The sequence below is a fragment of the Streptomyces sp. NPDC004732 genome (assembly GCF_040609235.1).
GTDB lineage: Bacteria > Actinomycetota > Actinomycetes > Streptomycetales > Streptomycetaceae > Streptomyces.
In genome coordinates, this window is sequence record NZ_JBEXJR010000004.1 from 666,894 (window position 1) to 684,898 (window position 18,005).

At 70.5% G+C, this 18,005-nt stretch carries 17 protein-coding genes; 11 read left to right on the forward strand and 6 right to left on the reverse strand.

All coding sequences use genetic code 11. The features are described 5' to 3' along the window. Window positions 1–23: 23 nt before the first annotated feature. Window positions 24–1,280, reverse strand: coding sequence for an FAD-dependent monooxygenase (locus ABZV77_RS15330; RefSeq protein ID WP_356255858.1), 1,257 nt, complete (start codon window positions 1,278–1,280; stop codon window positions 24–26). A gap of 77 nt (window positions 1,281–1,357) precedes the next feature. Here ABZV77_RS15330 and ABZV77_RS15335 point away from each other — a divergent pair, with 77 nt between their 5' ends. After that, entirely contained in the window at window positions 1,358–1,921 is a 564-nt protein-coding gene (locus ABZV77_RS15335; RefSeq protein WP_356256086.1) for a TetR/AcrR family transcriptional regulator C-terminal domain-containing protein, read from the forward strand. Window positions 1,922–1,955: 34 nt separating this feature from the next. Beyond that, the gene (locus ABZV77_RS15340; protein WP_356255861.1) at window positions 1,956–2,546 is read left to right on the forward strand and encodes a hypothetical protein; all 591 of its coding nucleotides are present in this window, start codon (window positions 1,956–1,958) and stop codon (window positions 2,544–2,546) included. Window positions 2,547–2,574: 28 nt separating this feature from the next. On the opposite strand, the gene ABZV77_RS15345 is transcribed toward ABZV77_RS15340, so the two are convergent. Then, window positions 2,575–3,132 (reverse strand): TetR/AcrR family transcriptional regulator, encoded by a 558-nt coding sequence (locus ABZV77_RS15345; RefSeq protein WP_356255864.1) that lies wholly within the window; start codon window positions 3,130–3,132, stop codon window positions 2,575–2,577. A gap of 145 nt (window positions 3,133–3,277) precedes the next feature. Here ABZV77_RS15345 and ABZV77_RS15350 point away from each other — a divergent pair, with 145 nt between their 5' ends. From ABZV77_RS15350 to ABZV77_RS15365, 4 genes are all read left to right on the forward strand, one after another. Then, window positions 3,278–4,462 (forward strand): 4-hydroxybenzoate 3-monooxygenase, encoded by a 1,185-nt coding sequence (locus tag ABZV77_RS15350; RefSeq protein ID WP_356255867.1) that lies wholly within the window; start codon window positions 3,278–3,280, stop codon window positions 4,460–4,462. 232 nt (window positions 4,463–4,694) lie between these two features. Next, the gene (locus ABZV77_RS15355) at window positions 4,695–5,792 is read left to right on the forward strand and encodes a GNAT family N-acetyltransferase (RefSeq protein WP_356255870.1); all 1,098 of its coding nucleotides are present in this window, start codon (window positions 4,695–4,697) and stop codon (window positions 5,790–5,792) included. 147 nt (window positions 5,793–5,939) lie between these two features. After that, entirely contained in the window at window positions 5,940–7,169 is a 1,230-nt protein-coding gene (locus tag ABZV77_RS15360) for a DegT/DnrJ/EryC1/StrS family aminotransferase (protein WP_356255873.1), read from the forward strand. A 30-nt stretch (window positions 7,170–7,199) separates the two neighbouring features. Then, a complete protein-coding gene (locus ABZV77_RS15365) occupies window positions 7,200–7,727 on the forward strand; it encodes an SRPBCC family protein (RefSeq protein WP_356255876.1) in 528 nt (175 codons plus the stop codon). Here ABZV77_RS15365 and ABZV77_RS15370 read toward each other — a convergent pair whose 3' ends face one another. Further along, window positions 7,728–8,570 carry an alpha/beta hydrolase gene (locus ABZV77_RS15370; protein WP_356255878.1) on the reverse strand — a complete coding sequence of 281 codons (843 nt, stop codon included), beginning with the start codon at window positions 8,568–8,570 and terminating at the stop codon, window positions 7,728–7,730. A 69-nt stretch (window positions 8,571–8,639) separates the two neighbouring features. On the opposite strand from ABZV77_RS15370, the gene ABZV77_RS15375 reads away from it, so the two are divergent. After that, the gene (locus tag ABZV77_RS15375; RefSeq protein WP_356255881.1) at window positions 8,640–9,224 is read left to right on the forward strand and encodes a CGNR zinc finger domain-containing protein; all 585 of its coding nucleotides are present in this window, start codon (window positions 8,640–8,642) and stop codon (window positions 9,222–9,224) included. Further along, window positions 9,221–12,484, forward strand: a complete 3,264-nt coding sequence (locus ABZV77_RS15380) for a BTAD domain-containing putative transcriptional regulator (protein ID WP_356255884.1) — start codon at window positions 9,221–9,223, stop codon at window positions 12,482–12,484. The genes ABZV77_RS15375 and ABZV77_RS15380 overlap by 4 nt, the downstream gene beginning before the upstream one ends. Here the strand turns inward: ABZV77_RS15380 and ABZV77_RS15385 are convergent. After that, complete coding sequence (locus ABZV77_RS15385) at window positions 12,405–13,196, reverse strand: ABC transporter permease (protein ID WP_356255887.1); 792 nt, start codon at window positions 13,194–13,196, stop codon at window positions 12,405–12,407. The two genes, ABZV77_RS15380 and ABZV77_RS15385, sit on opposite strands and share 80 nt — an antisense overlap. Continuing rightward, window positions 13,193–14,254 (reverse strand): ATP-binding cassette domain-containing protein, encoded by a 1,062-nt coding sequence (locus ABZV77_RS15390; RefSeq protein ID WP_356255890.1) that lies wholly within the window; start codon window positions 14,252–14,254, stop codon window positions 13,193–13,195. The genes ABZV77_RS15385 and ABZV77_RS15390 overlap by 4 nt, the downstream gene beginning before the upstream one ends. A 117-nt stretch (window positions 14,255–14,371) precedes the next feature. Between ABZV77_RS15390 and ABZV77_RS15395 the strand changes: the two genes are divergently transcribed. Both ABZV77_RS15395 and ABZV77_RS15400 read left to right on the forward strand, forming a co-directional pair. Continuing rightward, on the forward strand, window positions 14,372–14,869 hold the full coding sequence (locus tag ABZV77_RS15395; protein ID WP_356255893.1) for a DinB family protein: 498 nt from the start codon (window positions 14,372–14,374) through the stop codon (window positions 14,867–14,869). Between the two features lie 292 nt (window positions 14,870–15,161). Next, window positions 15,162–15,746: a helix-turn-helix domain-containing protein gene (locus ABZV77_RS15400; RefSeq protein ID WP_356255895.1), complete on the forward strand. Its 585-nt coding sequence runs from the start codon at window positions 15,162–15,164 to the stop codon at window positions 15,744–15,746. Between the two features lie 49 nt (window positions 15,747–15,795). Here the strand turns inward: ABZV77_RS15400 and ABZV77_RS15405 are convergent, their stop codons facing one another. After that, window positions 15,796–16,242 carry a MarR family transcriptional regulator gene (locus tag ABZV77_RS15405; protein ID WP_356255898.1) on the reverse strand — a complete coding sequence of 149 codons (447 nt, stop codon included), beginning with the start codon at window positions 16,240–16,242 and terminating at the stop codon, window positions 15,796–15,798. Between the two features lie 227 nt (window positions 16,243–16,469). On the opposite strand from ABZV77_RS15405, the gene ABZV77_RS15410 reads away from it, so the two are divergent. After that, on the forward strand, window positions 16,470–17,954 hold the full coding sequence (locus ABZV77_RS15410) for an MFS transporter (RefSeq protein ID WP_356255901.1): 1,485 nt from the start codon (window positions 16,470–16,472) through the stop codon (window positions 17,952–17,954). Window positions 17,955–18,005: the final 51 nt, after the last annotated feature.

An 18,005-nucleotide genomic window follows, 5' to 3' on the forward strand; every position in this document is an offset into this window, starting at 1 on the left:
CGCCCCGTCCGCGCCGCGACGGGTCACGCGGTGTGCGTGTCCGCGTAGGCCGGGAGCTTCCAGTCGCCTCCGCGGTCCTCCTTGGAGAACCGCGCGACCAGGTCGGGAACGTGGAAGAAGCAGGCCAGCGCGGTGACGTTCCGGAAGGCGCTGATGGCGTGCTTGCTCATGGGCATGCCCACGCGCAGGATGCGGGGGTTCACCTCGGCCTGGATCCGGTCGGCGAAGGGCCGCAGGACGCGGTCGTAGTTCGCCAGGGCGGTGGGCAGGTCGTCGGCGTGCCGGTTGATCTCACCGGCCAGGACGTAGGCGCCGACCAGGCCGCCGGAGATGCCCATGCCGCTGTAGGGGGAGGCGCAGTGTGCGGCGTCGCCGACCAGGGCCACGCGGCCCTTGGACCAGGTGTCGGTGCGGACTTGGGCGATTTCCTGGGAGTAGAAGAACGGGCTGTCCTTCATGCCCTCGACGAAGCGATCGGTCTGCCAGCCCGCGTCGCGGAACCGGTCGGCCCAGAACTTCTGCTGCTGTTCGGCGGGCGCGCGGTGGATCGCGGAGGCTTCCGCCGACTCCTCGCGCAGCACGAAGTACACCTGGGTCTCGGTCGCGTTGTGGCTGCGCCGCATGATCTGGCGGCCGCCCGGGACCATGTAGGTGTCGCGGATGTTGGTGTCGGAGGCGATGCGCGGGACGAACCAGTAGGCCATGTGGATGCCGACGCGCCAGTACGGATCGAAGTCGTCGGGCAGGAGTGCTCGCCGGATGCGTGAGCCCTGGCCGTCGGCTCCGATCAGCAGGTCGTGGTCGCCGGAGGTGCCGTCCGAGAAGTGCGCGGTGACGTGGTGCTCGTCCTGGTCGAAGCCGTCGACGCTCTTGCCGAAGACGTACTCGGTGTCGCCCTTGGTCGCGTCGTTGAGGATGCGGACCAGGTCGCCGCGCATGATCTCGTACTCCGAGGTCAGGGTCTGGCGGCCCTTGCCGGAGGTGTTGGCCATGATCGTCGCTCTCGGCCTCCCGCGGGAATCGATGAAGGCCACGCCCGCCTCGTCCACCAGCTGACTGCGCACGGTCTCCAGCAGCCCCATGCGTGCGACCGCCTCGATGCCCTGGCCGCGCAGGTCGACCTGCGCCCCCGAGGCACGCAACCCCGGGGAACGCTCGACGACCGTCACCCGGTGACCGCCGCGGGTGAGCCAGAAGGCCAGCGCCTGCCCGGCGACCCCGCCACCTGCGATCAGAACCCGCAGGGAGCGCACGGAGCGCTTGGTGAACTTGTCCGTCATGACGGCACCCAAAATCTATCGGTGATTGATTCCTTTCGAGAGTCTTCTATCAGCGATAGATTGTCAACGTGACCAAGATGAACCGTGAGACCGTCGTCACCGAGGCGCTGGACCTGCTCGACGACGTGGGCCTGGAAACCGTGAGCACCAGGCGGCTGGCCAAACGGCTCGGCGTCGAGCAGCCGTCGCTCTACTACCACTTCCGGACCAAGAAGGACCTCCTGACGGCCATGGCGGCGGCCGCCATGGCTCCGCACGCGACCGCACCGCTCCCGGCGCCCGAGGACGACTGGCGCGAGTGGTTCCTGGAGAACGCACGCAGTTTCCGGCGCACGCTGCTGCAGCGCCGCGACGGCGCACGCCTCCACGCAGGCAGCACCCCGACCGGCGACCTCGACCGGATCCGCCGCAAGATGGCCTTCCTCGTCGACTCCGGCGTGCCCGAGCAGGACGCCCAGATGGCGATGCTGGCCGTCGGCCGCTACACGGTCGGCTGTGTACTGGAGGAGCAGGCGGACGCGGGCCGGACGGAAGACCTGCCACCCGACGTTCCGGTCCTCGACCACGAAGCGGCCTTCGAGGCGGGCCTCGCACTGATCCTCGGCGGTCTGACGCAGCACGCCACTCCGACCGAGAGCTGAGACGCTTTCCCGCAGGGGGAGGGGAAGGAGAGGCATGGACGCAGCGATAGCGGGGTTGATCGGCGCTCTCGGCGGTGCTGCTCTAGGCGCAGGCGGAGCCTGGGGTGCCGCGAAGATCGCCCTGCAGGGGGCCAAGTACCAAGCTGACAGGACCGCAGAAGCCGCTCATGCGCAGTGGCTTCGTCAGCTTCGACGTGAGGCGTACGTGCAGTTGCTCGGCACGTGCCGAGGACTGCACCGTGACATGACGATCGCCATGTACAACCGCCGGTTCATGAACCGGGAGGAGCGAGAAGCGGAAACACGACGCTTCACGGAGACCCTCGAAGAGCTCGACACGGCGATGATGACGGCACGCCTGGAGGCTGACGAGACCGTCGCGGATCTCATCAGCGAAACCCTGCTGACCTTTGGAATGTTCAGCGGCTACTTCGTCGGGCAAGGGGAGGGCACTGACACGTTGGATCCTCACTTGGCTCGGTTCGAGGAACAGATGCGGGAACAGCTCAAGCGGACCGAGAAGTACGCCCGTGATTCGCTTCAGGCCCCCGACGGAGCACCGAGTCACCTGACGTGGACCGGGATCCTGCCGACCTTCGACGATCCAGCACGCCCGGCGTCATAACCCCTGGCCCCCGTCCTCTCGTTCCGGATCAGTGCGGAACTCCGAGGCCGTCCATCACGATGCCCAGCGCGCGCTCGACGGCCTCCTCGGCGCCGGGGGCGGTGACGTGGGACAGGGCTCGCAGGAGCAGGGAGACGTCGTCGACGGCAACGTCCTTTCGGGCCGCGCCGACCGCCTGCGCACGGCTCAGGGCGCGCTCGACCGCGCCCAGGAGGGCGTCGGCCGACGAGACGACCAGGGGGGACAGGTCCTGCCAGTCGTCCCTGTGTGGCGGCAGCAGGTCCATGAGGGCTGTCTTCACTGCACCCACCGACACCAGCGTGCGCAGGAGCGCGACGAACGCCTCGGCGGGGTCGTCGATGTCGTCGGCCAACTCGCCCGCCCGGTCGGCGAGACCGTCGAGGTAGCGGGCGGCCGTGGCTTCGATGAGGTCGTGCTTGGTGGGGAAATTGCGGAACACGGTCGCGATGCTGACCTGTGCCCGGCGGGCGATCTCCTCCGTGGAGGCAGAGGCTCCCTTCTCGCCGAAGACCTGCTCGGCCGCAAGCAGAACGCTCTCCCGGTTGGCGGCTCCGTCTCGGCGCATGACGGCTCTCCTTGTTATCCGTAGTGGCGACTACGTATGATGCGTAGTGGTGACTTCGCTTAAGGGGATAAGGGTATAGCGGGCACGGCTCGTCGCCCCGCAGCGCACCCTTCCGGCCTCCTCAGGAGATGAAGGAGTTTCAGCTATGTCCTTACGGGACGAGAACACCACCGTCGTGATCGTGGGATCGGGCGTCGCCGGTCTCGCGCTGGGCAACTTCCTGCTGCGCAGCGGGATCGACTGCGTCATCCTGGAGCGGCGCAGCCGTGCGTACGTGGAGCGGCGGCAGCGGGCGGGAGTCATCGACACCCGTGCGGCACGCATGTTCCGCGAGTGGGGCCTGGAAGAGCGGGTCGTGGGCGGCGAGCCCTTCGAGCCGGTCATGAACTTCCGCATCGACGGCCGCACGCGGCCTTTTCGGTTCCTGGCCGACGACAACGGCGACGGTCGTTTCTGCCCGCAGCAGGTCCTGGTGCGCAACCTCATCGACGCCTTCGTGGGCGACGGCGGGGACCTGCGCTTCGAGGCCGAAGACGTCACGCTGGAGAACCTGCGCGGCGAGCGGCCTCTCGTGCGCTACCGCGACACCACCGGCGCCACGAGGGCGCTCACCTGCGAAGTGGTCGCGGGCTGCGACGGCGACCGCGGTGTGAGCCGGGCGTCCATTCCCGCCGACAGCATCACGCGCTACAGCCGCGAGTACGGCTACGCCTGGCTGACCGTGCTGGCAGAAGCCGCGCCCAACCATCAGTCCATGATGGCGATCCACTCCCGCGGGTTCGCCGGTCAGTTCGCGCGCGGCCCGCATGCCAGCCGCTTCTACCTGCAGTGTCCGCTCGAAGGCAGCACGCAGGACTGGCCCGACGAGCGGGTCTGGGGCGAGCTCGAGGCCCGCTTCGGCGAGCCGGTCGCGGCCCGAGGGCCGATCGTCAGCAAGCAGATGGTGCCGCTGCGGAGCGTGGTCTTCGACCCGATGAGCTACGGAAACCTCTATCTGCTGGGCGATGCCGCCCACATCGTTCCGCCCATGAGCGCCAAGGGCATGAACCTGGCCCTGCACGACGCCGACGTCCTGGCCAAGGCTGTGCTCAGCAAGGTCAAGGACAACGACCCGACGCCGCTCGAGGAGTACTCCGCAACGTGTCTGCGGCACGTGTGGAACTACCAGGCGTTCGCGGCGTGGTTCACGGACCTGATGCACGACAGTGGCGACGCCTCCTACCGGGGCGTGTTCCAGCAGCAGATCGCACGCGCCGAACTGGAGCGTCTCTACGCGTCGACCACGGCGAACCGGCTGTTCGGCGAGTTCCTCGTCGGCTTGAACGAGTAACGTGCCGCCGACCTGGCCGGGTTGACCCCGCTTGTGGTCGGCGGTCTTGACACATGCGTACGGTTTCGCGACCTTTGAGCCTCGCAGGACAGGGGGATGGGAACGGGGGAGCGGTCAGCCATGAGTTCCGTCAAGTCCACAACCAGAGCCAGCAGTAGACCCAGAACCAGCAGCAGACCCAGGACCAGATCCATCCCCCGCGCGGAGCCCGCGGAAGGATGGTCGGTCTGAGATGGACATCACGATCCACCGGCTCGACGGGCTGAGCCCCTCGCTCCGCGCTGCCTGGCACCGGGCCATGGATGAGTCGCCCAGGTTCGCGAACCCCTTCCTGGCACCGGAGTTCGCCATGGGCATCGCCCGGCACCGCGGCGGAACGCGCGTAGCGGTGTTGCGCGAGAAGGGGGAGGCCGTCGGCTTCCTCCCCTTCGAACGCAACGCGTTCGGGGTGGGCCGGGCCATCGGACTCGGTCTCTCCGACTGCCAGGCCCTCGTGCACCGGCCCGGGATCACCTGGAACCCTCATGCGCTGCTGCGGGCCTGCGGCCTCTCCGTCTTCGAGTTCGACCATCTCGTCGAGGACCAGAAGCCGTTCGGCGCGTACGTCACGGGCACCTTCTCCTCCCCGGTCCTCGACCTCAAGGTCGGCGAGGAGGAGACCTACGCGGAGTGGTTGCGCAGCGCCTATCCGGGCCAGGCCAAGACGATGCTGAAGAAGGAGCGCCGGCTGAGCCGCGACATCGGCGAGACGCGGTTCGTCTACGACGAGCGCGATCCTCGGCTGCTGCACACCCTCATGCGCTGGAAGTCCGCCCAGTACCGCAGGACCGGCCGCATGGACCGCTTCGCGAAGCCCTGGATCGTCGACCTGGTGCACGACTTCTTCGAGGTCCGCGAGGACCACTTCACCGGCGTGCTGTCCGTGGTGTACGCGGGTGACCGGCCGGTGGCCGCGCACTTCGGGCCGACGTCGAGCACCGTGTTCGCCGCCTGGTTCACCGCGTACGACCCCGAGCTCAGCTACTACTCGCCCGGCCTGATGATGCATCTGCGGATGGCGGAGGCGGCGGGCCGGGACGGCGTACGGCTGATGGACATGGGCCGGGGCGACAAGGAGTACAAGGACTGGCTCAAGACCCGCGAACTGCGCGTGGGAGAAGGCTTCGCGACCCGCCCCCACCCGGTGGCGGCGGCGCACCGCCTGTGGCGCAGACCGGTGCGCGGCCTGCGCAACACGGTCCTGGCCCACCCCCGGCTCAGAGAGCCTGCCGACCGGCTGCTGAAGACCGTCGGCACGATGCGCACGTCGCGCCACGGGGGCGGGCGCTGAGCGCCACCTCCGCCCGTTGCTCTTCGACCTTCGACCTCGACTTTCGTCCCTTCGACGTTCCCGGGCTGTCCGGTCCACTCCACTCCACGTGGCTGTCCGACGGCTGTCCGCTGTCCTTTGACGTTTCCTTTGACGGAAGAGGTGAGGATGCCGTACGGATCGGGGCTCGCCGCGGCCATGACGCGGCGACTGGGACGCGAGTGCGTCTACACGCCCTCGGCGCGGCTCGCGCTGTACCTGGCGCTGCGGCACTGGTGCAGGCCCGGCGCGCGCGTCCTGATGTCACCGGTGAACGACGACGTGATCCTCTTCGTGGTCCTCGCGGCGGGACTGCGCCCGGTGCAGGCCCCGGTCTCCGTCTGGGACGGCAACATCGACCCGGCCGCCGTGCCGGAGGAGACCTGGCGGAACGTGGACGCCGTCCTGACCACGAACCTGTACGGAATACCCGACCGCGTCGTCGAACTGCGCCGCCGCTGCGACCAGTTGGGCATCCCGCTCTTCGAGGACGCCGCCCACGCGATCGGCACACAGGTGGACGGGCAGCCGATCGGGACGTTCGGGACGGCCGCGGCGTTCAGCCTCTCCAAGCACGTGGCGGCGATGGCGGGCGGCTTCCTCGCCGTCGAGGACGAGCGCACCCGCCGCAAGCTGGAGCTGCTGCGCGACGAGCTCATGCTGCCGCGCAGCCTCCGCGCCGACCTGTCCACCACACTGCGGCCCCTGGCCCGCTCGACCGTGCGGGGCCTGCATCTCGTACGTCCCGTGTGGCGCACCATGCAGCGACTCGGGATGCTCGAACGCGACACGTTCCGGATGGACCTGCACGCCTCCCGCCTCACGCGCTGCGCGTCCGGGGCGCCGAGCCTCGCCGCGTACGAACCGTGGATCCGCGTCGACCTCCACGGCTACCGGGCCCGTCACGGGGCCCTGGTCCGCGGTCAGTTGAAGCTGCGCGTCGCACGGCTCGACGACGACCTCGCCCGGCGCAAGGCGGGCTCGTCGCTGCTGGCGGGCACCGGTTGGGCCACCAGGGCGCTCCGCGACCGGCCCGCGGACGACGGTCCGCCACCGCTCTTCCGCGTGCCGCTCCTGGTCCAGGACCGCGACACGCTGGTGGACCGTCTGGTGCGACACGGAGTGGTCGCCGGATACATCTACGATCCGCCGCTCGACGACTACGCGGGCGCGGAGTTCGTCGAACCGTCCCCGGACCCCACGGCCGCCCGCTGGTTCGCCGCGCACACGCTGCCCGCCGACCCGCTCCTGGCCCGGAAGATCACCAAGGCACTGACGAAGGAACGGGCGGCACCGGCGCATCCGCCGCTCGGTTCCCGCGATGATCTGGCGCTTCCCGTGGGACCTACTGGCGGGTAAGGTCGTGGGCCGAGGAACGGAGCATTCCCCATGGCCCGCACGTTCACCGTGTCCCGCAGCATCGTGGTCCAGGCGTCCCCGTCGGAGGTGTACGCGCAGGTCAGCAGGCCCGCGCAGATGGGCCGTTGGAGCCCGGAAAACCTCGGCGCGACCGTACCGGAACCGGACGAACCGGCCGCGGTGGGGCTGGTCTTCGACGGTCACAACAAGCGCGGGGCGTTCCGCTGGACCACCCGCTGCACGGTCACCGCCGCGGACCCGGGCAGCCGTTTCGCCTTCCGGGTGCACGCGATCGGCCTGAAGCGTCCCCGTCTGCGCGCCCCCATCGCCACCTGGGAGTACCGCTTCGAGGAAGAAGCCGGTGCGGCGGGAGCGGTGACGCGGGTGACCGAGACCTGGACGGACGACCGGCGCTCCTGGCCCGACTTCGTGGCCGGTGTCTTCGACCGGATCGCCACCCGGGGCAAGACCTTCGCGGCTTTCCAGGTGGGCAACATCGACCGGACCCTCCGCAATCTCAAGAGGGAGCTGGAGGGCGAGGGCGTACGTAGTCGCTGATCAGCGGCTGCCGAAGAAGTCCACGAGGGCCGCGGCCGTCGCGCCGGGCTGGTCCTCGGCGATGAAGTGACCGGCGGCGGCGATGGTGGCGAGCCGCGCGCCGGGGATGGCCGCCGCCAGACGTTCACCGGCGGCGGGCGCGAGCCACTCGTCCTCCTGGCCCCACAGTACGAGGGTCGGCGCGGTCACCCGGTCGAGCCGGTCCACGATGCCCCGGGTGTCCTCGAAGCTGACGGCGCAGACCTGCTCCATCCACCGCCGTCGGCCCTCGGCCCCGTGCCAGGGGGCGAGGTAGGCGGCGGCATCGGCATCGGTCATCGGAAGGTGGGTCGCGGTCCGCAGCCGCGCGCCGACGATATCGGCGAACACATGCTCCGGCATCGTGCGATACGCCTCCGCGTGGCGCTGCTGATGATCGGTGAACGGAGTGTTCCACGGGCCGATGACGGCGGCGTCGAGCAGGGCGAGTCCGGCTGCCGGAACCCGTTCGATCAGGTGGGCGCGCATCACGACCCCGCCGCCGATGTCGTGCCCCACCAGGCGCGGCGCCGTCAGCCCCCAGTGCTCGACCAGTTCGGCCAGTGTGCGGGCCTGCTGGGCGATGGAAGGCGTGGCGCCGGGAGCGAGGCGGGACTCGCCGAACCCGAGCAGGTCCCACACATGGACGGTGTAGTGGCGGGCCAGTTCCGGCACGGTGTTGCGCCAGAGGTAGGAGGAGGCGGGTGTGCCGTGGACCAGGACGAGGGGAGGGCCGTCGCCGAAGACATCGGTCGCGACCTCGCCCGCGGTGACCTGGACCCGCTGACGCAGCTTCCACGGCGTGGACTTGGTGGGCGTGCTCACGTAACTCTCCCGAGGTAAGAGGTAAGCGGTATAATTTCCTTTCTCCGATTACGCTAGCAGGGGTAAGGCTTGAAGTCTCCTTTTTCCGATTACTCGCTCGGGGCCGGGCTGGCGACCGACCTCGTCAATACGTCTGCCCTGGTGCGCAGGAGCACCGGCGAGGTACTCGTGGACACGGCCGCTCTCGGGCGCTTCCTCGCCGAACACCACCTGGCTCCGGCGGCGCTGCCGCCGTCGGGCCGCGGCCCGACGGGCAGGGACCTGGAACAGGTACTCGCCCTCCGCCAAGAAGTGCGTTCCCTGCTGGAGTCCGCGGACGAGAACGTCCTCGCCGACCGCGCCAACGCACTGGTCGAACGCGCGGGCACACGTCCGGTCCTTGAGCGGGACGCCGACGGACACTGGCAGTGGTTCGTGGCCGCCGGGCCCGGGCTCGCCGACGAACTGGCCGCGCTGATCGGCACCGGTCTGCTCGGCGTCCTGCACACGCTCAGCGGCGAGCGCATCCGGCACTGCGCCTCACCCGTCTGCGACGGCATGTTCGTGGACACCAGCAAGGCGGGCCGCCGCCGCTACTGCACGCCGGGGCTCTGCGGCAACCGCCTGAACGTCGCAAGGCACCGGGCCCGGCAACTCCCGGAGGAAACCGGGTGACCACCGACCTGACGCTGCTCCCGCGGGTGGCCCACCGCGGCCAGGAGGTCACCGCGCCCCGGCTCCGCGGCCTCCTCGCGCTGCTCGCGGGCGACCTGCGCACGGGCTGCAGCGTCGAGCGGCTCGTGGCAGGGCTGTGGCCGGACCGGCTGCCCGACCGGCCAGGAAAGGCGCTGCAGGTCCTCGTGTCCAGGGCGCGGGCGCAGCTGGGCGCCGACGTCATCGCCAACACGCCTGCCGGGTACCGGCTCGCACTCGCCGAGGAGGAGGTCGACAGCTCCGCCCTCCTCCTGCACGCCGCCGCGAGTGCGGACCGGGCCAGGGCGGGCGACCACGCGGGGTCGCTGGCGGCGGCCGACGCCGGACTCGCCCTGTGGGAGGGCGCCCCCGAGAGCGCCCCCGGCGGCGCGGGCACCACCGACGACCTCGTGGCCGCACTGCGCACCGACCGCGCCGCCGTCCGCGACACCCTCGTACGCGCGCGAGTACTCGCGCTCGCCCGCCTCGGACGCCACGCGGAGGCGGCCGCCCCGCTCGCCGCCGTCGTCGCGGAGCACCCGCGCGACGAGGAAGTGCTCGCCGAAGTCCTGCGCGGCGAGGCGGCTACGGCAGGCCCGTCCGCCGCACTGACGCGGTACGAGGCGTACCGGCGCGAGCTGCGCGACGGCCTCGGCACGGAGCCGGGCGCCGGGCTCAGGGCCGTACAGCAGGAACTGCTGCGCGGCGGGACGCCCGCCGTCGGACACGGCGTGCCGCACGAGCCGAACCAACTCCTCGGCCGGGACGGGGACATCGCGGCGGTGCTGCGGCTGCTGCGCACCTCACGCGCCGTCACCGTCGTCGGCACCGGAGGCCTCGGCAAGACCCGGCTCGCCCACGCCGTCAGCCGCCGGGCCGAACAGCGCGCGGTGCATTTCGTGCCGCTCGCGGGCGTCACCGCGGACGACGACGTGGCCGCGGAAGTGGCCTCCGCGCTCGGTGCGGGGGAGGGGCGGCACGGCACCCTCGTCGGTCACGTCCCGGCCGACCCGGTGACCGCCGTCCGTGCCGTGCTCGGGGCCGGGCCCGCCCTGCTGGTCCTCGACAACTGCGAGCAGGTCGTCCGGGGCGCCGCCGACCTCGTACGAACCCTGGTGTCGACCTCGAAGGACCTCCGGGTGCTCGCCACCAGCCGCGCCCCGCTGGACCTCACGTCGGAGGCGTTGTACGCGCTGCCGGAGCTGGGCCCCGACATCGCGGCCGAACTGTTCGCCCAGCGGGCCCGCGCCGCCCGCCCCGGGGTGGAGCTGCCGCCGGACGCGGTGGCCGAGCTCTGCCGCCACCTCGACGGGCTGCCCCTCGCCGTGGAGTTGGCAGCCGCCCGGGTCAGGGTCCTCTCGGTGCCGCAGATCGCCCGGCGTCTCGGCGACCGCTTCGCCTTGCTGCGGGGCGGCGCGCGGGACGTACCGGAGCGGCACCGCACGCTGCACGCGGTCGTGGAGTGGAGCTGGAACCTGCTCACGGCGGAGGCCGCGGCCGCGCTGCGCACGCTGTCCGTCTTCCCCGGCGGCTTCTCCGCCGAAGCGGCGGAGCGGGTGCTCGGCGCGGACGCGCTGGCCGTGCTGGAGCAGGTGGTCGATCAGTCGCTGCTCACCGTCGCGGACACGCCTGCCGGTGTGCGGTTCCGGATGCTGGAGACGGTACGGGAGTTCAGCGCGGCCCGGCGCGCGGAGGCGGGCGAGGAGGAGCTGGCGGTCGACCAATTGCTGTCCTGGGCAAGGGACTTCGGCGTCGCGAACCACGACGTGCTGGCCGACGCCGAAAGGCCCGCATCCCCTGAAGGTGAAGGTCCCCGTCGGGCCAGAGGCCCCGAAAGCCCCTATACCGCCAGGGGGCGGATCAGGCCCGAGCAGGACAATCTCGTCCTGGCCCTGCGGTACGCGCTGGCCCGCGCGGACGGACCCGCGACCGCGGCCCTCACCGCCGTCCTCGCCGCCCTGTGGTCGACCGACCTGAACTACTCACGCCTCGTCGCCCTCGCCGCCGAGACCGGCCCGCCGCTGTCGCGCTACCGCCCCGAACCCGAGTACGTCGAAGTCGCCCGTGCGGCAGCGGTGTTGTGCACGGCGAGCCTCTTCATGGGCTGCGGCCCGCACGCGGTACGCCAGTTGGCCACCCTCCGGCGGCTGCCCCCGGCCCCGCCGGACACGTTGCTGCGCGCCACCGCGGTGGTGCTGGGCGCGGTCCCCGCGATGCGGTCCCCCGACTACGCGGTGCTGCACGAGCTCTGCGCGAGCGAACAGCCGCTGGTCGCGGCCGTCGCCGAGTGCGTCGCCACCTACGTGTGGAAGTACGAGCACGACTTCGACCGTGCGCTCGGCTCGGCACACCGGATGCTCGCCGCGCTGGGGCCGGTCGACAGCCCGACCCTGCGGGTCGTGGGTCACGCCCGGCTGAGCGAGCTGTGCCTGCAGATGGCGCGGGGCGAGGACGCGTACGAACACCTGAAGGCGGTACTCGAAGTGCTGCCGCGGCTCGGCGCCGAGCACGACTACGTTGGCATCCGCCAGGGGCTGGCCCTCGCCTGTCTGCAACGCGGAGACCCCGACGAGGCCGAGTACTGGCTCCTGCGGGCGGAGGGCGACAACTTGCCGCCGCAGGACGCCTTCTACAGCCCCGACCTCGGCACGCGCGCGGAGATCGCGCTCGCCCGCGGGCTGACGGAGACGGGCCTCGGTCTGTGGCGCAGCGCCGTGGACCGGCTGCTTGAGGCGAGCCCGCTCTACGGCGGCGACCCCTGGGCCGACCCGTGGGCGCTTGAGATCCAGTCGGCGGCGGTGACGGCGCACGCACATGCAGGCCGTCCCGACCTCGTCGCGGAGCCGGCCGAGCGGCTGCGGCAGCAGTTGCGCGCACTGCTGTCCGGCTCGTCCGCCCCGGCCACGGAGCTCCCAGTGCCAGGGACGCTGCTGCACGCGCTGGGCATGGCGGGGCTCGCGTCCGATGGTGACCCGTCGGCCGTACGGATGATCGCGCTGGCCGAACGGATGCGGGTGCTGCGCGAGTTCCAGCCGACGATGTCGGCGGACCGTGCCCGGCAGGCGGCCGAGGACACCGACAGGGCGGCGTACGCCGACGCGGTGTCGGCGTACGCGGCCCTGGGTCGGGACGAACTGCGCGCGGCAGCCCGCGCGCTCGTGTTCATCCCGGGGTGCGATGGAACAGGGACGCCGACCAGAAGTACCCGAACAGGGCGAGCCCCAGACACCAGCCCACGCTGAGCCAGCCGTTGTTGCCGATCCCGCTTCCGAGCAGCAGGCCGCGCAGCGTCTCGATGGCGGGTGTGAACGGCTGGTACTCGGCGACCGGCTGGAACCAGCCCGGCATCGCCTCGATCGGCACGAAGGCGCTGGAGAGGAACGGCAGGATGATCAGCGGCACCGCGTTGTTGCCTGCTGCCTCGGGGTTCGGGCTGACCATCCCCACGCCGACGGCGAGCCAGGTGAGCGCGAGGGCGACCAGCGAGAGGAGCCCGAAGGCCGCCAACCACTCCACGGCGGTGGCATCCGTGGACCGGAAGCCGATGGCCACGGCGACGGCCCCGACGAGGACCACACTGGCGACCGACTGCAGCACGCTGCTGACGACGTGCCCGACGAGCACGGAGCCGCGGTGGATCGCCATCGTACGGAAGCGGGCGATGATGCCCTCGGTCATGTCCATGGAGACGGACACGGCGGTTCCGACCAGCGTGCCGCCGATGGTCATCAGCAGGATGCCGGGAACGAGGTAGTCGACGTACTCGGAGCGATCGGACCCGCCGCCACCGATGCCCGCGCTCATCACGTCGCCGAAGATGTAGACGAAGAGGAGGAGCAGGACGACGGGTGTCAGCAGGACGTTCAGGGTGAGGGACGGATAGCGCCGCACGTGCAGGAGATTGCGGCGCAACATCGTGGCCGAGTCGCGCAGGGCGAGGGAGAGGGCGCTCACCGGCGAGCCCCCTTGGACCGGTCCGCTCGACCTGCCTGATCCGGCTCATCCGGCTGATCCGCCTGCGTTTCATCACTACCGGTCAAGGCGAAGAACACGTCGTCCAGGTCGGGGGTGTGCACGGTCACCTCGTCCGCCTCCACGCCCGCCGAATCCAGCCGGTCGAGAAGAGCGCGCAGCTCGCGCTGACTGCCGCCGCCGGGTACGCGCAGCGACAGTGCCTCGTCGTCGGTGGCTGCCTCGCGCAGTGCCGCGGCGGCGGACCGGTACGCGACGGGATCGTCGAACCGCACCCGCACGTGCCCACCGGGCACCAGCCGCTTCAACTCGTCGGCGCTGCCCTCGGCGGCGACCTTTCCACCGCTCAACACGGCGATGCGATCGGACAGTTGATCGGCCTCCTCCAGATACTGAGTGGTGAGGAAGACGCTGCCCCCCTCAGCGACCAACTCCCGCACGACCCCCCACATGTTGTGGCGGGAACGTGGATCGAGGCCGGTGGTCGGCTCGTCGAGAAAGATGATCCGCGGCCTGCCGATCAGAGTCATGGCGATGTCGAGCCGACGCCGCATGCCGCCGGAGTAACCGAGTGCGGGTTTCCTGGCGGCCTCCACCAGGTCGAAGCGCTCCAGCAACTCCGCGGCGGCCCGACGGCCCTCGCTGCGGGGAAGGTGCTGCAGATCCGCCATGAGCAGCATGTTCTCCTCACCGGTGAGGAGGCCGTCGATCGCACTGAACTGCCCGGTGACACCGATCGCGGCACGGACCGCCTGCGGCTCGGCGGCGAGATCGAATCCACCGACACGAATCTCGCCGGAGGCCGGATCGGGGGAGACGAGGGTGGAGAGAATCTTGACGGCGGTGGTCTTCCCGGCCCCGTTGGGCCCGAGCAGAGAGAAGACGCTCCCACCCGGCACGGCGAGATCGACACCGTCGAGGACGGTCTTGTCGCCATAGGTCTTGCGCAGCCCCTGAGCGGCGATGGCGAGCGAGGGCGCGTGCGAACCCTTGGATGCGGTGGTGGCGGCTGTTGTCTCCGCCACGGCTCTTGTCGTCATGCGACAGAGGGTGGGGCGGGGCGCATTCAGTGTGGTTTCACGGTGGTTTCAGGGGAGGGGAACGATGCGAGGGGTGACGGGAGGGGCGGTGTCCGAGCTGGCTGCTAGGTTCCGCGCATGAATCAGCATGTGCCGTACACCGGCAGCGAGAAGGAGAGTCTGCGGGCCAGCCTCGACCGCCATCGCGACGCGGTGCTGTGGAAGCTCGACGGGCTGGACGACGAGGCGCTGCGGCGGCCGATGACCCCGTCGGGGACGAACCTCCTGAGCCTGGTCAAGCATCTGGCGACCGTTGAGTACGGGTGGTTCCGTACCACCTTTGGACGCGGGACCGAACCTCTCTGGTTCGACCCCTTCACCGAAGACATGCACATCGCCCCGAGCGAGACCACCTCCCAGATCGTGGAGTTCTACGGTCGGGCCCGGACCGCCGCGGACGCGACCATCGCCGAGCTGGAGCTCGAGGACCTGGGCACGGCCTGGAACGGCAACAGCGTGTCCCTGCGCTGGGTGCTGATCCACATGATCGAGGACACCGCCCGGCACGCGGGGCACATGGACATCGTGCGTGAACTCATCGACGGCGCCACCGGCGACCACCCCGGCGCGGGCTGAGGGGCGCGCGTTGCGCGTCCGACGGGTGGGGCGGCCTCGCCTGGCGGGAGGGGCGCGCCAGGGAGCTTCGCGGCCCCACCCGTCGGGACGGCTCCCGGTGGCGGGCAGGTGGCCGGATCTCTCCCGCGTCGGCTGCCTGCCGGTTGGTGAGTACACCGGGACCTGTGGTGGTGGTTGGGGGTCGGGACGATGAGTCATGGTCGGCAGGACAGAAAGACCGGTCTGTCTCGTGCGTCTCTTCCTCGACGATGGCAGCGGGCGGCGACTCTGTCCAGGGCTATTCTGGACGGCAATGGACAGCGAAACGCCGTCGGCGGCTGACCAACTCGCCCCTCGCGAACGGATATTGAGGACCGCGTACGAGCTCTTCTCGCAGCGCGGCATCCGTGCTGTCGGCATCGATGAAGTCATCGCGCGTTCGGGAGTCGCGAAGGCGACGCTCTACCGGCACTTTCCTTCGAAGGACCGGCTCGTACTGGCGTTCCTGGCCCGGAGGGAGCGGGAGTGGACGCTGGGACGGGTCGTGGCGGGTGTGCGCCGTCGCGGCAGGACTCCGGAAGGCAGGCTGCTGGCCATTTTCGACGTCTTCGACGAGTGGTTCCGAGGCGACGACTTCGACGCCTGTACGTTCGTCAACGTGCTGTTGGAGATGGGCTGGAAGCATCCGCTGGGGCTGGCGAGCATCGAGTACCTGGGGAACATCCGCTCCCTCGTGTGCGGCATGGCCGAAGAGGCGGAGCTGCGCGACGCCGACGGTTTCGCCCGGTCCTGGCACATCCTGATGAAGGGGGCGATCATCTCGGCGGCGGAGGGTGACGCCGACGCGGCCCTCCGGGCCAAGGAGATGGCGCGCATGCTGATCGACCGGCACCGCTGACGGCGACGACGGCTCGGGGTGGCGGGCGGGCAGGCGGTCGCTGAGTCGCTCAGTCGCGCGGCCAGGGGCGGCCGTCGAGGCGTTCGATGTCACGGTTGAGGCGGCCGAGGCAGTCCGCGAGCTGCGTCGCTTCCTCCGGCGTCCACTCGGCGAGGAGCTTCTCCAGGCCCGTGAGGTTCTCGGACCGGTCGTTGGCCAGGCGCCGCTCGCCGTCCTCCGTGATGGCGAACTTGCGGGCGATGCCGCCGTCGGGATCCGGGATGCGCTCGACGACACCGGCGCGCAGCATGGCGGCGGTCTGCCGGTTCAGCGTGGAGGTGTCCAGGCCGAACGCATCCCTCAACTGCCCGATGGACATGGGGCCTTCGGTCTGGATGCGGCTGAGGATGATGTAGGCGCTGCGATCCAGCCGCTCGCCGCCGCGCGAAGTGAGCAGGCTCATGTGACGGCCGAGGAGCATGGTCTCGAACTCGATCTGATCCAGCGGCTTGTCCATGCGGGCTTCCCTTCGGCTTGCCTCCCGTTGCCTCCCGGCCGGGTCGGGTCCGGACGGGCCGGGCCGGAACGGTCCAGGCGGCCGCACAGGAGTAGATATATCACGGATTGTGTGCATGTTGCACATGGAGTGCATGGTGCACGCCTCATGCATCATGCATATCTCGTGTACGGTGCACAACGATCCCGTGGTGTCGTGCCACGGCACGGCAGCAACAGGGAGCACCCGTGGACAGCGCACAACCAGCGACCAGAGCGACCCGGCCGGGTGCCGTGATCGGCATCCTCGCCTTCGGCGGCATCGTGGCCGCGATCACGCAGACCTTGGTCGTGCCGCTGATCGCGGAACTCCCCGACCTGCTCGACACCTCCCCGTCCAACGCCTCATGGGTCATCACGGCCACCCTGCTGGCCGCCGCCGTGGCGACGCCCGTCGCCGGGCGCCTCGGCGACATGTTCGGCAAGCGCCGCATGCTGCTCGCATCCCTGATACCCCTGCTCGTGGGCTCCGTGGTGTGCGCCGTGTCCTCGTCCGTCGTCCCGATGATCGCCGGACGCGGACTGCAGGGCATGGGCATGGGCGTCGTACCGCTCGGGATCAGCCTGCTGCGCGACATCGTGCCCGCGGAACGCCTCGGCTCGGCCATCGCCATCATGAGCGCGTCCATGGGGGTCGGCGGCGCGCTCGGCCTCCCTCTCGCGGCCGCGATCGCCGAGAACGCCAGCTGGCGGGTGCTGTTCTGGGTCGTCGCCGCACTGGCCCTCGCCGTCGGCGCCCTGATCCTCACCCTCGTACCTGAAGACCGGGAGAACACCGCGCGCGGCGGCTTCGACGGGCTCGGTGCCGTCGGCCTGGGAGTCGGGCTGATCTGCCTGCTGCTCGGCGTTTCCAAGGGCGCCGACTGGGGCTGGGGGAGCGCCACCACGCTGGGCCTCTTCGCCGGTGCCGTCGTCACGCTGCTGGCCTGGGCCTGGTGGGAACTGCGCCTGAGCGACCCGCTGGTCGACCTGCGGGTGACCGCACGCCCCCAGGTGCTGATGACGAACGCCGCCTCGGTCCTGGTCGGATTCTCCATGTACGCCCAGTCGTTGGTCGTACCGCAGTTGCTCCAGCTCCCCGAAGCCACGGGCTACGGCCTGGGCCAGTCGATGGTCGCCATGGGCCTGTGGATGGCACCGGCCGGTCTGATGATGATGGCCATGTCGCCCCTGGGCGCCAAGCTGTCCGCCGCCCGCGGCCCCAAGGTCACCCTCGCCGTGGGCAGTCTCGTCATCGCCGTGGGCTACGGCCTCGCCCTGCCCCTGATCAGCTCCGGTTCCACCTGGAGCCTGCTGATCGTGACGATCGTCTGCAACACGGGAGTCGGCTTCGCCTACGGTGCGATGCCCGCCCTCATCATGGGCGCCGTGCCCCCTTCGGAGACCGCGTCGGCCAACAGCTTCAACACCCTGATGCGTTCGATCGGCAGCTCCGTCTCCGCGGCCGTCATCGGTGTCGTCCTTGCCCAGATGACCACGGACTTCGGGGGCTACGCCCTGCCCTCCGAGAACGGCTTCCGCGTCGCCATGGCGATCGGCTGCGGAGTGGCTCTGACGGCCGCGGTCGTCGCCTCGCTCATCCCCGTACGCCCGACGGCCGACGCCGACCGGGGCGAACCCGCCGCGGCCCCGGCGCCCGCCACGGTCTCCGGGACGCCGGAGACGAAGGCCTGATCCGGGCCTGAACGCGGGCGTGTCTCGTCCCTGATCCGCGGCTTGACCTGG

What these genes read in the sequence shown, in the direction of transcription:
- ABZV77_RS15360 (WP_356255873.1), top strand. Translation starts at nt 5,940, where the DNA reads ATGCCGTACGGATCGGGGCTCGCCGCGGCCATGACGCGGCGACTGGGA.
- ABZV77_RS15330 (WP_356255858.1), bottom strand. Translation starts at nt 1,280, where the DNA reads ATGACGGACAAGTTCACCAAGCGCTCCGTGCGCTCCCTGCGGGTTCTG.
- ABZV77_RS15335 (WP_356256086.1), top strand. Translation starts at nt 1,358, where the DNA reads ATGAACCGTGAGACCGTCGTCACCGAGGCGCTGGACCTGCTCGACGAC.
- ABZV77_RS15340 (WP_356255861.1), top strand. Translation starts at nt 1,956, where the DNA reads ATGGACGCAGCGATAGCGGGGTTGATCGGCGCTCTCGGCGGTGCTGCT.
- ABZV77_RS15405 (WP_356255898.1), bottom strand. Translation starts at nt 16,242, where the DNA reads ATGGACAAGCCGCTGGATCAGATCGAGTTCGAGACCATGCTCCTCGGC.
- ABZV77_RS15390 (WP_356255890.1), bottom strand. Translation starts at nt 14,254, where the DNA reads ATGACGACAAGAGCCGTGGCGGAGACAACAGCCGCCACCACCGCATCC.
- ABZV77_RS15345 (WP_356255864.1), bottom strand. Translation starts at nt 3,132, where the DNA reads ATGCGCCGAGACGGAGCCGCCAACCGGGAGAGCGTTCTGCTTGCGGCC.
- ABZV77_RS15400 (WP_356255895.1), top strand. Translation starts at nt 15,162, where the DNA reads ATGGACAGCGAAACGCCGTCGGCGGCTGACCAACTCGCCCCTCGCGAA.
- ABZV77_RS15350 (WP_356255867.1), top strand. Translation starts at nt 3,278, where the DNA reads ATGTCCTTACGGGACGAGAACACCACCGTCGTGATCGTGGGATCGGGC.
- ABZV77_RS15365 (WP_356255876.1), top strand. Translation starts at nt 7,200, where the DNA reads ATGGCCCGCACGTTCACCGTGTCCCGCAGCATCGTGGTCCAGGCGTCC.
- ABZV77_RS15355 (WP_356255870.1), top strand. Translation starts at nt 4,695, where the DNA reads ATGGACATCACGATCCACCGGCTCGACGGGCTGAGCCCCTCGCTCCGC.
- ABZV77_RS15395 (WP_356255893.1), top strand. Translation starts at nt 14,372, where the DNA reads ATGAATCAGCATGTGCCGTACACCGGCAGCGAGAAGGAGAGTCTGCGG.